Here is a 12,239-nt window from a genome sequence, read left to right as displayed (position 1 = left end):
ATTTATACTATGCTTAAATTCGTTGAGCTGATTATATATGGTTAAAATCGATGAATGAGGTGCTGTTATGTGTATTGTAAAATTGAAAATATCTTCCTATGAAATTAATGATGCGGTTATGGCTTCCCATAAAAGTGATACAGTAAGTATTCCATGTGATTCTGATACAGACTTTTGCATGCAACTTGATGGCTGGGACGAGCATACAAGTATTCCTGCCACTTTAGATGAAAAACCGGTTCTACTCTACCGTGATCGTTATGACAAAGAAAATCACCATTGGGTGATGAAACTTGCTTAATAGTTTTGTTAGTACTCTTAGGTTATTTACTAAGCATATAAATAGGTAGGAACCGATAAGCTGATATGAAATGAGAACTGACAAAATAATAGGCAAAAAAAGAGGCCTGGTAGATTCCGATTACCGGGCCTTGGGAAATGGCTCTGGCAGAGCCGTGCGCTAAAATTGCCATTGAGACGTTACAAAGTACACTCTAATACTAGCTTTCAATGCACGTTCTTACCATATTTATTATCAATATTTTTACATATTATTAACACAATTTATTTCTTAATTTTCTAAAATTGAACTATTTGTTTAATAGGTTATACCTATACATACAATCACTCAAACCTTTCAATTAATCAATGCATTGAATAATAACAATAATTTTTGTTTTCCATATCCCTTCTAGATTGAACATTTTAACTGAACGATAAATTTAATTGCTCGCACACAATTTTGCAGCAGCTTCTTTTATAGGTAATATTCTTTCCTCAACTGTTTTGGTGCTATCGGTAGGCTTAAGCAGCACATCAATAGGCTGTGCTTTAATTTCTTTTTTGATCATCAATTCAGTCGCTATGTCGTTTAATGGGTATTGCATTAGCGTGGCAGGGTTAATGACGACCAAAGCCCCATTATGACGGCACTCTAACATGACTTCCTCTCGAGTAAATGGCCAATCATCACCAAATTGTTTTTTACTCACGGATGTTAACGGTGCAGAAAAAGCAGTGCTCACGGTTCCACCCAATAACAGTGAGCAAATAATGAGTTTAAATTTCATGGTAGTGACCTTATTAAACATTGAAGATATCTTTACATATTATCAATTAAATATAAAAGTTTAGCTAGATTGGTTGGTAGCTTGCAAAAATTGCCACAGAAAGAATCGCCATCGTACCTAACAGTAACTCAACCCAACTGTTAATGATTAGGTAATTGACTCGCCCTTTTTGCTTAATAATAGGTACGATGTAATAACGATTGATAATCGCTAATAAAAGCATTCCTCCCACTAAAATGATCTTAAACCAAAGTAGTGATTGGTATTCTGACCCTGAATAATTTAATGGCCAGCCAGGTAAAAGTGTTATTGCACTAATGATCCCTGTAATGACCACCAGTACAACAGCGATATGGCCGAAGCGCGAAAAACGCATCATGGTATTCACAATTTGTTTGTCCATCCCTTCTGCCATTTCTTTTTTATTGCGCAAAAATTGGATGCAAATTAAAAATGGCCACAAACCGCCAAACCAATATGCAGAGCTAATGAGATGAATAAATTGATTAATACGATGGAATGTTCCGAGTAGGCCATCATGCATGGCCGCGTGCCCAATAAAGGCATGCAAACCAAGCAGGATCACTGAAAAAACTAATATTAGTTTCAATCGTAATTGAATTGATTTTATAAATAAGACCAATAGCAATAATACAGATGACAAAAGTTCCCAACGCCATACTTGGCCGAATGACGTCCCTAAAACCCCTTGCCATATCTGCCAATCAATACTATCTTCCCAACCATCACCCATCAGACCCGCTTGCGCAATCATCCAGCTGAAGGCTGTTAAGACAGTAACAATGGCACAAAAGAAAATGCCTTTATTCAAATAGCGGCTTAATAAATAATTAAATGAGCCGCGACTAAGTACCACTGCAAATATTGACATTCCACACATCAATATTGCAGCGATAAAATGAATAAAGCGAATAAGGGTATAAAAAGCTTCTAGTGACATATTATTTCACTGTAAAGCTATACGTTCCTTTTGTTTTGTGTCCGTCGACAGAAACGACGCTCCAATTAACATCATATTTCCCAGCAATGAGCTTGTCTTCCACAGGAACGACCACTTTAGTGTCGTTACTCGGGTCTAACGTTGCTTTACCGGTTTTTACTATTTTATTTTCAGGCCCGATAATACTGACCTTAGTGAAATTAACTTCGATACCTTCAGAAAAGCTTAATGAGATTGACTCTGGCGCTTGCTCCACTGCCGTACCTTCAGCAGGAAGCTGGTCTTTTAATTGTGCATGGGCAAATGCTTGTTGGAAAGACATGCCTAAAAATAGAACGGCGACAGCGCTAAGTTTGCGCCATGAAGATTTAATAGGGTTAATTGGCATAGTAACCTCTTAATTTGCAGGTGAATTTAGAATAATTGCCAATCATTATACGGAAAACAAACCATTTTACCGCTTAAAAATGGGTTTTATCGGCCTATCCTGTGAGTTTTCACACAAAATGAAAAGAAAAAGACTTATGAACATTGAATTACAGAATTCATGCCCATAAGCCTAGAGAGGTCTTTATGCATCAAGTAGAGAGAAAAACTAGATTTCTATCTACTTACTGGTGTGTAGATTAGACATGCGTTGCCGCAGACAGGTTTTTCAAATCTTTATCTAACAAGAATAGTGCTTTACCAGACTCACCCACCATATCCAGTTTATCCAGTACTGATTTAAATAATTTCTCTTCTTCATGTTGCTCTGCAACATACCATTGTAAGAAATTAAATGTAGAATAATCTTGTGTTGTCATTGCTAAATGAGCCAATTTATTAATTTCACGAGTAATTAATTGCTCATGTTCATAAGTTTGGGTGAATACATCACTAATTGATTTGAAATCAACGGGCGGCGCAGCAATTTGCCCTAACAGTGGCAACGCCCCAGTGTCACTAAGATAATCAAATAAACGCTGCATATGTTCCATTTCTTCTTGTGAGTGTGCTTTTAAGAACGCTGCAGCGCCTTCATAGCCTTTATCACTACACCAAGCACTCATTTGCAAATAGAGATTTGCAGAATAAAACTCAAGATTTAATTGCTCGTTTAATTTTTTGACCATATCTGTAGTTAACATATTTAAGCCTTATCGGTTAATCATTCATGCGTATATTATGCACAGTATTACAATAATTAAAACCCTAAAACAATCTTAAAACAAAAAAATCCAATTTACTGATAATTAATAACTTTTGTTAAAAACAATAATAATCAATCTCATTATCTTTCCCTGTTTTTCTATTAATAGCTAAATATATAAATATATAAATATATAAATAGATAAATTTAACTCTTATTTTTATTATTACAATTAATGTAATGAGATTTTTTCTCATTATCCAGTTACAATAATAAGGTATGAATTTAACCGTAGAGATCAAATATGAGTCACAACCTTGCTTTATTGCCTAAAGATGAAATGGATAAGGTCAATGTCGACCTTTTGGCTTCTGGTGTTGCATTTAAAGAACGCTATAACATTGCCATCATTGCTGAAGCTGTTGAGCGAGAACAACCTGAACACTTAAGGGAATACTTCAGAGAGCGATTAGTATACTACCGTCAGCTGTCACAAAATTTTGCTCGTATGCCTTATGAACCACGTAATCGCTAGGCTCACGGATACACAGAAAAAATGACACAAAAAAGGGATAACCTTAATGGTTATCCCTTGATATTCAATAAAAAATTTATTTAGTTGTATTATATGTCACGGTATTATTTTGGCAGTCTACCGCAACTGAATAATGCAAATCGGATTTTGCACCTCGAACAACCAGCGGTACGGTGTAACCTGTTTCAGTTTTAGTGACTTCACCATCATTGACCCAAGCAACCGCTTTTTTGCCTAAAGCCGCTTTTTCATCTGTCCAACGAGGCAAACGATTATGCATAAAGTCACTTTTCACCTGTGCTGCAATTTGCGGCTCAGTTAGCGTACCACAACTGACGAAAGGCGCAGCTTTACCTTCTTCATTATTTGCGCTTAACGCAAAAGAACTAAAAACCAGAGCACAAGCACCTAAAATTACAGCAATTTTTCGATTCGCTTCCATACCATCCTCCGATACCTATTACTAGGTAAAGATTTTTGATTAGTTTAGCGGCTTATTTCAGCCTACCAGATACCAGTTATCTTCTGGTTATTATCTAGTCTTCATTGATAAATAGAATGACTTAACTAATATTAATCTATCAGATTTATGCATGAATGTTAATAGTATGTTTATAGATTATTAATTTTCATCATCGAAACGAACGTGGATCTGTTCTTTACCTTGGTGCTTTTCTCTAATTTCATGAGCGACTATTGCAATCGCCTCACCACTACTCATACCTTCCGCCATCAATTGATGAATTTTTTCAACAGCTTCTTGCTGTTCTTCGTGATTAAGTGCTGGCATACCAGAAAACATGGTTTAAACCTCATGAATAAAAGACTAAAATCAATGATTAAGATTTTAACATTTCTTCGACTATTAAGATAAGAATATATGTTAACCTGTATTGATTCACTTGCGGAAATTTAAACTCATCATTATGGTTATCAAAAAAATCCAACTACCTTATAGCCCAAATGCAGCCATTGATTATTTTACCCCATTGGCACACCTGCCATGGGCGATGTTATTACATTCAGGTAATGCAAAACACTTACATAATCGCTTTGATATTATCGTTGCTGACCCGATTGCCACACTGACGACTTATCAGCTTAAAACAACTATTACAGAACAAAATCACGCCTCTCTCGTTTCTGAGTCAGACCCTTTTAAACTCCTTCAAGGATTGCTGGATAAATACCAACCAAAACGCCAGGAAGAGACCGAGTGTCCCTTCAACGGGGGGGCTCTCGGCCTTTGGAGTTACGATTTAGGGCGCCGCATTGAAAAATTACCTGAAATTTCGACCGCAGAACTACAATTTCCAGACATGGCAGTTGGCATCTACTTATGGGCTCTCATTGTTGATCATCATGATAAAACCACTACATTAATTAGTTATGATGATGCTGATGCCCGGTTAGCTTGGCTAAACAACCAAAAAAGGCCACGTAAAAATAAATTTCAATTAACCTCTGCATGGCAATCCAATATGTCAGAAGAGGCATATCATCATAATATTGCGCGCATCCATGAATATTTACGTAATGGTGATTGCTATCAAATCAATTTAGCGCAAAGATTTAAAGCCAAGTATAAAGGGGATGAATGGAATGCATTTTTAGCACTACTTGATCGCAATGGTGCTCCCTTCTCTTCTTTTATACGTCTTCCCGAAAATGCGGTTATCAGTATTTCACCTGAACGCTTTATCTTTTTGCAAGATGGAGATATTCAAACCCGCCCAATCAAAGGAACGCTTCCGCGCTTAGACAATGAACAAGATGACCTTGCTCAAGTAGCAAAATTGTCTAATTCAGTAAAAGATCGCGCAGAGAACTTAATGATTGTCGACTTGCTGCGTAATGATATTGGCCGCGTCGCCAAACCGGGTACGGTCAGTGTTCCTGAATTATTTGCTGTTGAAGCTTTCCCGGCAGTACATCATCTGGTTAGTACCGTCACGGCAAAGTTAGATAGCCAATACCGTGCAACTGATTTATTACGAGCGTGTTTTCCTGGTGGGTCAATAACCGGCGCACCGAAAGTCCGTGCAATGGAGATAATTGAAGAATTAGAACCCCATCGCCGACATGGCTATTGTGGAGCAATAGGCTATATTAGTTTCAATGGCAATATGGATAGCAATATTACTATTCGTACTTTACTGACATATAAAAAACAGGTTTATTGTTGGGCTGGCGGTGGTATTGTTGCCGATAGCCAAGCAGACAAAGAGTATCAAGAAACCTTTGATAAATTAAGCCTGATCTTACCTTTATTAGGAGCACTCAATAACGATGACTGAACTGAATAACTTTATCAATCGTTTTCAGTTTACTTTACCGGCTACCCGCCAATTTGAAGCTAAGGCGGGTAAATCGGCGGCTGTTCTTTTACCCATTATCAATAAACCAAACCCAACATTACTTCTCACCCAAAGGTCTCCTTTTTTACGCTCCCATGCAGGCCAAGTCGCCTTTCCTGGCGGGGCTAGTGACCCAGAGGATGGAACGCTTGTGAATACCGCTTTACGTGAAGCTTATGAAGAAGTCGCCATCCCACCGGAAAAAGTCACCGTACTGGGTCAGTTAAGCCCTTTACAAAGTTATGGTGGTTATGAAGTTACGCCAATTGTTGGGCTTGTACCAAATAATATTCAATATCAGGCTAACCCCAGTGAAGTCGCTGACATCTTTGAAGTTCCATTGTTTGATGCGCTTTCATTGCAACATCATAAATATGTCGATATTAAGCGTTCAGGACAGCATAACCGCATCTTTTTTTATTGGTATAAAGGCCATTTGGTTTGGGGATTAACCGCTTCGATTATTCACCAACTTGCCTTGCAGTTAGATTAACGGCTAACACAACTTTTCACCATACAATGCCACTATTGCAGTAAAATCTATTTAAGATGACAAGATATCGCGTCATATATGACAAAATTTACCTCTACCACATGTTGTTTTTTTAGCCACATCACAGACATTTTGTGCTATTTACAATCAATTACCCTTCAGCAACTACCTTATTTCAAAAAATACTTTAAACTTACTGGTTAACACTACTAAATAACAGTAAAGTAGCGTCTTTTAAAATAATGCACTACATTTTCATCTTTTTTTTAAGGAGTCCTGCGTGATAAGCGTTTTCGACATGTTTAAAGTGGGCATAGGCCCTTCAAGCTCTCATACCGTTGGTCCAATGAAAGCTGGGAAAGAATTTGTCGATGATTTAGTAAGCAAAAATTTATTACCTAACGTCACTCGTATTTCAGTGGATGTTTATGGGTCATTATCGCTTACTGGAAAAGGGCACCATACTGATATCGCCATTATTATGGGGCTAGCAGGTAATTTGCCTGCCACTGTCGACATTGAATCCATCCCAACTTTTATCAAGAATGTAGAAGAAACAGAAAAGTTATCATTAGCAAATGGCCTTCAAGTCGTTGACTTCCCTAATGAGGGTGGCATGAATTTTCGTCAAGATAACCTGCCATTACATGAAAATGGCATGACCATTCATGCTTTTGCCGATAATGATGAAATTTACACCAAAACCTATTATTCCATTGGTGGTGGTTTCATTGTCGATGCAGAGCATTTTGGCGAATCAACGCTTGATAGCAAACCCGTCTCTTATCCATTTAATTCCGCGGAAGAGCTACTATTAAATTGCAAAAAATCCGGTCTTTCTATTTCTAGCTTAATGATGAAAAACGAGTTAGACCTTCATACCAAAGAAGAAATTGAAGCCTATTTTGCTGATGTATGGCATACCATGCAAGCCTGTATCGAGCGTGGTTTAAACACCGAAGGTGTTTTACCGGGCCCATTACGAGTACCTCGTCGTGCACCGGCACTTAACCGAATGGTGACCTCAACAAGTAAGCTATCTAATGACCCAATGAATGTGGTTGACCTGATCAATATGTATGCCTTAGCCGTGAATGAGGAAAATGCTGCAGGTGGTCGCGTTGTCACAGCCCCGACTAACGGTGCATGTGGTATCGTCCCTGCCGTATTAGCTTACTATAACCATTGTATAGAACCTGTAACGCCTGAGTTATATATGCGCTATTTCTTAGCTTCAGGCGCTATTGGTATTTTATACAAAATGAATGCGTCCATTTCAGGTGCTGAAGTTGGCTGCCAAGGTGAAGTCGGTGTGGCATGTTCGATGGCCGCGGCTGGCCTGGCCGAATTATTCGGTGGTAGCCCTGAGCAAGTGTGTATTGCTGCTGAAATCGGCATGGAGCACAATTTAGGTTTAACTTGTGACCCTGTCGCTGGCCAAGTTCAAGTTCCTTGCATTGAACGAAATGCAATCGCCTCTGTTAAAGCAGTGAATGCCACACGTATGGCTCTACGTCGAACAAGCGAACCACGAGTTTCACTTGATAAAGTCATTGAAACTATGTACGAAACAGGGAAAGACATGAATGCAAAATATCGTGAGACATCCCGAGGCGGGTTAGCCATCAAAGTACAATGTGACTGATTTTTAATCCTTAAGCACCCTTTTCTATTCTGTTATCACTTTAAACAGGATTTTGAGGGTGCTTTTTTAGCATGCATTAAAAAGTTTTTTCTATTTTTGCTATGCTTCTCTTCCCATATAGTCCAATTCAACTAATCAATTACCCACAGTTTTTTCATTGAATTAACTCAATTTTCTTATACTCAACAAACCACATCAAAACAAAATTCATACTATTTTGTGCTAAAGACTGTTTTGACATGACGGAGAGACAACCGTTCCCCATTGAAATTTGGTTGTTTTTCACTCTAAAAATCAATATTACACTATTTTTTTGGCTATTTTTGTTACCGATAACAAAATTATAAACCAATAAATGATAAATGTTTAGTTTATTGATCTTTTCAAATAAAAATAAACAGCAACTAACTGCAATTTAATATCATTTTTTAGATGTATTCTTATTTTTCTGACGCGAAACAAGTTTTTAGGATAACACGAGATGATATGCTAATAATGTAATTGATACTAACAACACCATGAGTTAGCTCATGAATATTATGAGACGTTTGTAATTATTCAGCTAAAATTATCTTACAGGGGAAACTGATAAAAAGGAGTCTAACTTAAGTGTCCATTTTATCAACAGATGATATTTTGTTTTATCTATCTATGAGGGAAAAATAGTGAGTATAGCTATTATGATTGGTACACACGGAGTCGCTGCAGAGCAGCTTCTTCGAACAACCGAGATGTTAATAGGCGAACAAGAAAATGTGTCGTTTATTGATTTTATCCCTGGGGAAAACGCAGACACCCTATTTGATAAGTACACCCAAAAGCTAACTGATTTAGATACATCAAAGGGTGTCTTATTCCTTGTTGATACATGGGGAGGCAGTCCATTTAACGCCGCTAGTCGCATTGTTAATGAAAATAGTAATTATGACATTATCACAGGCGTGAATGTTCCAATGTTAGTTGAAACCTTTATGTGCCGTGATGATGATCCATCTATGAATGAGCTAATCACTGTCGCACTTGAAACAGGACGCGGGGGGGTTCGTTCATTTAAATTCAAAGAAGCTGAAGTAGAAGTAGAACCCGCTCCTGTAGCAGCCAGTACCCCTGCCCCAGCACCAGTGAAAGCTGGCCCTGGCGAACATATGGTGATCGCACTTGCCCGTGTGGATGACAGATTAATTCATGGACAAGTCGCAACACGCTGGACGAAAGAAACTCAAGTTAAACGCATTATTGTGGTCAGTGATGACGTGGCTAAAGACCAAGTTCGCTCAACATTGCTGAAACAAGTCGCACCACCAGGTGTCACCGCGCATGTTGTCGATGTGGCTAAATGTATTCGCGTTTATAACAACCCGAAATATGCCGGTGAGCGTGTTATGTTGCTTTTCACTAACCCAACTGATGTTAAACGTATCGTCGAAGAAGGCGTTGACGTGAAATCCGTGAATATTGGTGGCATGGCATACCATGATGGGAAAACCATGGTTACAAATGCCGTTTCTATCAACCAAGAAGACATTGATGCATTTAACTATTTGAACGACAAAAATATTGAACTTGAAGTCAGGAAAGTTTCATCAGATAGCAAAGTTTACATGATGGACTTGATTAATAAGCTCAAAAAATAATTTCTATCGCAATTTTTATATTGATTTTAATCCATTACTCAAAACAGATTTTAAAACTTTTGGTTACAGGAGATTAAACAATGGAACTTACCGTTGTTCAAATAGTAATGGTCTTTATCGTCGCGTGTATCGCGGGGATGGGATCAATCCTTGATGAATTCCAATTTCACCGTCCTCTCATTGCTTGTACACTTATAGGTATCGTTCTGGGAGATATGAAAACGGGTATCATCATCGGTGGTACATTAGAAATGATCGCACTTGGGTGGATGAATATCGGTGCTGCTGTTGCACCTGATGCCGCTTTAGCCTCGATTATTTCAACTATCCTCGTCATTGCCGGTGGTCAAAGTATTGGTGCAGGTATTGCCATTGCCATCCCACTTGCAGCAGCCGGTCAAGTATTAACCATTATCGTTCGTACTGTGACAGTTGCATTCCAACATGCTGCCGATAAAGCCGCCCTCAATGGCAATTTAACGGCTATTGGCTTTATTCATATATCTGCATTACTACTGCAAGCGATGCGTATCGCAATACCCGCGTTGATTGTTGCCATTTCGGTTGGTACATCAGAAGTACAACAAATGTTGGATTCTATCCCACAAGTTGTTACTGATGGTCTTAATATTGCGGGTGGTATGATTGTCGTTGTCGGTTATGCGATGGTCATCAATATGATGCGCGCAGGCTACTTAATGCCATTCTTCTACTTAGGTTTTGTTACCGCGGCATTTACTGACTTCAACCTAGTTGCACTTGGGGTAATCGGTACTGTGATGGCTATTTTATATATCCAACTCAGTCCAAAATACAATAAATCACAAACTGTTGTTACCCAAGGAAATAGTAGCAATAACAACCTTGATAATGAGCTAGACTAGGAGGAACGTATAATGGTAGATATCACAAAACCGACAGCTAAAAAGCTTACACAAAGCGATATTCGCGGCGTATTCTTACGGTCTAACCTATTGCAAGGTTCTTGGAACTTTGAACGTATGCAAGCCCTAGGCTTCTGCTATTCAATGGTTCCGGTTATTCGTCGTCTTTATCCAGAAAATAATGATGATAGGAAACAAGCAATTAAACGCCATCTTGAGTTCTTCAATACCCATCCATATGTTGCAGCGCCTGTTCTGGGTGTCACAATGGCAATGGAAGAGCAACGTGCCAATGGTGCAGACATTGATGACGGTGCAATAAATGGTATCAAAGTCGGTCTAATGGGGCCATTAGCCGGTGTTGGTGACCCCATTTTCTGGGGAACTGTTCGCCCTGTATTTGCGGCTCTCGGTGCCGGTATCGCAATGACAGGTAGCTTACTTGGCCCTCTACTGTTCTTTGTTTTGTTTAACCTTGTACGTTTATTAACCCTTTACTATGGTGTTTCATATGGCTACAAAAAAGGGATTGATATTGTTCAAGATATTGGTGGCGGTTTCCTACAAAAGCTCACCGAAGGAGCATCCATTCTCGGTTTGTTTGTCATGGGGGCATTAGTAAACAAATGGACACATGTCAATATCCCACTTGAAGTTTCACGGATCAAAAACCCAACAACGGGCACTGAAGATATTACCACGGTCCAAATGATCCTTGATCAACTCATGCCAGGCTTAGTCCCGCTATTGCTAACCTTCGCCTGCATGTGGCTGTTGCGTCGTAAAGTCAACGCGTTGTGGATTATTATCGGCTTCTTTGGCTTGGGTATCCTTGGTGCTTGGCTGAACTTCTTGGCGCCATAATTTTCCATCATTATTTGAATTGGGAGGTTGCAGCCTCCCTTTTTTAATTTTAAGCTCTGCATTATGTTTACTTATCCAAGGGCTCACAAATGACCTTCAATGATGCCATTCTTGCTATAATCATTTTGATCATGCTTGTTTATGCGATTTATGATGAATTCATTCAGCATTTGTTAAAGGGTAAAACCTTATTAAAAATTAATCTAAAAAGAAAACATCGAGCAGATGCTATTATTTTTATTGTTCTAATTTGTATCGTTATTTATACAAATATTGTACACCATGGTAATTTATTAACCACTTACTTATTATTGATTACTATTTTCATGTCAATTTATTTGGCATTTATAAGAACACCAAAGCTATTCTTTAAACAAACTGGTTTTTATTTTGCCAATGCCTTTATATTATATGACAGAATAAAAACAATGAACTTATCCGAAGACGGTGTATTAATAATAGGTTTAGAAAAAAAGAAAATTAACATCCAAGTTTCACATCTTGATGATTTACAACGAATTTATGAATTCCTTATTAATCATAAGTAAATAAATTTTATATTGTCACTAAAAACAAGGTTAATTATTAATTTAATTAACCTTGTTTTTACCAATAACCTTGTTGATAATAATTCTCACTACCGTTTAATATCCACAATTAATTA

General features: G+C 38.1%; 15 protein-coding genes. 9 read left to right on the top strand and 6 right to left on the bottom strand.

Going from position 1 to position 12,239, the window contains the following annotated elements:
• Window positions 1-67 precede the first annotated feature (67 nt).
• A complete protein-coding gene (locus tag FVA69_RS10230) occupies window positions 68-301 on the top strand; it encodes a DUF1480 family protein (RefSeq protein ID WP_004253902.1) in 234 nt (77 codons plus the stop codon).
• Window positions 302-722: 421 nt separating this feature from the next.
• Here FVA69_RS10230 and FVA69_RS10220 read toward each other — a convergent pair whose 3' ends face one another.
• From FVA69_RS10220 to ftnA, 4 genes are all read right to left on the bottom strand, one after another.
• Entirely contained in the window at window positions 723-1,070 is a 348-nt protein-coding gene (locus FVA69_RS10220) for a YebY family protein (protein ID WP_042851603.1), read from the bottom strand.
• A gap of 64 nt (window positions 1,071-1,134) precedes the next feature.
• On the bottom strand, window positions 1,135-2,031 hold the full coding sequence (gene copD, locus FVA69_RS10215) for a copper homeostasis membrane protein CopD (protein ID WP_109912504.1): 897 nt from the start codon (window positions 2,029-2,031) through the stop codon (window positions 1,135-1,137).
• A 1-nt stretch (window position 2,032) separates the two neighbouring features.
• Window positions 2,033-2,419 (bottom strand): copper homeostasis periplasmic binding protein CopC, encoded by a 387-nt coding sequence (gene copC, locus FVA69_RS10210; RefSeq protein ID WP_164528801.1) that lies wholly within the window; start codon window positions 2,417-2,419, stop codon window positions 2,033-2,035.
• 238 nt (window positions 2,420-2,657) lie between these two features.
• Window positions 2,658-3,161 carry a non-heme ferritin gene (gene ftnA / locus FVA69_RS10205; protein WP_004911254.1) on the bottom strand — a complete coding sequence of 168 codons (504 nt, stop codon included), beginning with the start codon at window positions 3,159-3,161 and terminating at the stop codon, window positions 2,658-2,660.
• Between the two features lie 306 nt (window positions 3,162-3,467).
• On the opposite strand from ftnA, the gene FVA69_RS10200 reads away from it, so the two are divergent.
• Entirely contained in the window at window positions 3,468-3,698 is a 231-nt protein-coding gene (locus tag FVA69_RS10200; RefSeq protein ID WP_004253885.1) for a DNA polymerase III subunit theta, read from the top strand.
• A 76-nt stretch (window positions 3,699-3,774) separates the two neighbouring features.
• Here the strand turns inward: FVA69_RS10200 and yebF are convergent, their stop codons facing one another.
• Entirely contained in the window at window positions 3,775-4,140 is a 366-nt protein-coding gene (gene yebF, locus FVA69_RS10195; protein ID WP_115167167.1) for a protein YebF, read from the bottom strand.
• 180 nt (window positions 4,141-4,320) lie between these two features.
• On the bottom strand, window positions 4,321-4,500 hold the full coding sequence (locus FVA69_RS10190) for a YoaH family protein (RefSeq protein ID WP_004911263.1): 180 nt from the start codon (window positions 4,498-4,500) through the stop codon (window positions 4,321-4,323).
• 124 nt (window positions 4,501-4,624) lie between these two features.
• Between FVA69_RS10190 and pabB the strand changes: the two genes are divergently transcribed.
• The 7 genes from pabB (at window position 4,625) to FVA69_RS10155 (ending at window position 12,123) form a co-directional block, all read left to right on the top strand.
• On the top strand, window positions 4,625-5,995 hold the full coding sequence (pabB, locus tag FVA69_RS10185; protein ID WP_109912501.1) for an aminodeoxychorismate synthase component 1: 1,371 nt from the start codon (window positions 4,625-4,627) through the stop codon (window positions 5,993-5,995).
• Window positions 5,988-6,548, top strand: a complete 561-nt coding sequence (locus FVA69_RS10180; protein ID WP_109912500.1) for a CoA pyrophosphatase — start codon at window positions 5,988-5,990, stop codon at window positions 6,546-6,548. The genes pabB and FVA69_RS10180 overlap by 8 nt, the downstream gene beginning before the upstream one ends.
• Window positions 6,549-6,828: 280 nt before the next feature.
• Window positions 6,829-8,193 carry an L-serine ammonia-lyase gene (locus tag FVA69_RS10175; protein WP_004911271.1) on the top strand — a complete coding sequence of 455 codons (1,365 nt, stop codon included), beginning with the start codon at window positions 6,829-6,831 and terminating at the stop codon, window positions 8,191-8,193.
• A gap of 665 nt (window positions 8,194-8,858) precedes the next feature.
• On the top strand, window positions 8,859-9,827 hold the full coding sequence (gene manX, locus FVA69_RS10170; RefSeq protein WP_204163271.1) for a PTS mannose transporter subunit IIAB: 969 nt from the start codon (window positions 8,859-8,861) through the stop codon (window positions 9,825-9,827).
• Window positions 9,828-9,907: 80 nt separating this feature from the next.
• Window positions 9,908-10,711, top strand: coding sequence for a PTS mannose/fructose/sorbose transporter subunit IIC (locus FVA69_RS10165; RefSeq protein WP_004253851.1), 804 nt, complete (start codon window positions 9,908-9,910; stop codon window positions 10,709-10,711).
• 12 nt (window positions 10,712-10,723) lie between these two features.
• Entirely contained in the window at window positions 10,724-11,575 is an 852-nt protein-coding gene (locus tag FVA69_RS10160; RefSeq protein ID WP_102138691.1) for a PTS mannose transporter subunit IID, read from the top strand.
• 89 nt (window positions 11,576-11,664) lie between these two features.
• Complete coding sequence (locus FVA69_RS10155; RefSeq protein WP_164528800.1) at window positions 11,665-12,123, top strand: DUF986 family protein; 459 nt, start codon at window positions 11,665-11,667, stop codon at window positions 12,121-12,123.
• Window positions 12,124-12,239: the final 116 nt, after the last annotated feature.

Source organism: Providencia sp. PROV004 (assembly GCF_011045615.1).
GTDB classification, from domain to species: Bacteria; Pseudomonadota; Gammaproteobacteria; order Enterobacterales; family Enterobacteriaceae; genus Providencia; species Providencia rettgeri.
This window is presented reverse-complemented; position numbering and strand designations above follow the sequence as displayed.

Coding starts and splice junctions, on each gene's coding strand:
- copD (WP_109912504.1), bottom strand. CDS start 2,031: ATGTCACTAGAAGCTTTTTATACCCTTATTCGCTTTATTCATTTTATC.
- FVA69_RS10230 (WP_004253902.1), top strand. CDS start 68: ATGTGTATTGTAAAATTGAAAATATCTTCCTATGAAATTAATGATGCG.
- FVA69_RS10180 (WP_109912500.1), top strand. CDS start 5,988: ATGACTGAACTGAATAACTTTATCAATCGTTTTCAGTTTACTTTACCG.
- FVA69_RS10160 (WP_102138691.1), top strand. CDS start 10,724: ATGGTAGATATCACAAAACCGACAGCTAAAAAGCTTACACAAAGCGAT.
- FVA69_RS10190 (WP_004911263.1), bottom strand. CDS start 4,500: ATGTTTTCTGGTATGCCAGCACTTAATCACGAAGAACAGCAAGAAGCT.
- FVA69_RS10200 (WP_004253885.1), top strand. CDS start 3,468: ATGAGTCACAACCTTGCTTTATTGCCTAAAGATGAAATGGATAAGGTC.
- FVA69_RS10155 (WP_164528800.1), top strand. CDS start 11,665: ATGACCTTCAATGATGCCATTCTTGCTATAATCATTTTGATCATGCTT.
- ftnA (WP_004911254.1), bottom strand. CDS start 3,161: ATGTTAACTACAGATATGGTCAAAAAATTAAACGAGCAATTAAATCTT.
- yebF (WP_115167167.1), bottom strand. CDS start 4,140: ATGGAAGCGAATCGAAAAATTGCTGTAATTTTAGGTGCTTGTGCTCTG.
- pabB (WP_109912501.1), top strand. CDS start 4,625: ATGGTTATCAAAAAAATCCAACTACCTTATAGCCCAAATGCAGCCATT.
- copC (WP_164528801.1), bottom strand. CDS start 2,419: ATGCCAATTAACCCTATTAAATCTTCATGGCGCAAACTTAGCGCTGTC.
- FVA69_RS10165 (WP_004253851.1), top strand. CDS start 9,908: ATGGAACTTACCGTTGTTCAAATAGTAATGGTCTTTATCGTCGCGTGT.
- FVA69_RS10220 (WP_042851603.1), bottom strand. CDS start 1,070: ATGAAATTTAAACTCATTATTTGCTCACTGTTATTGGGTGGAACCGTG.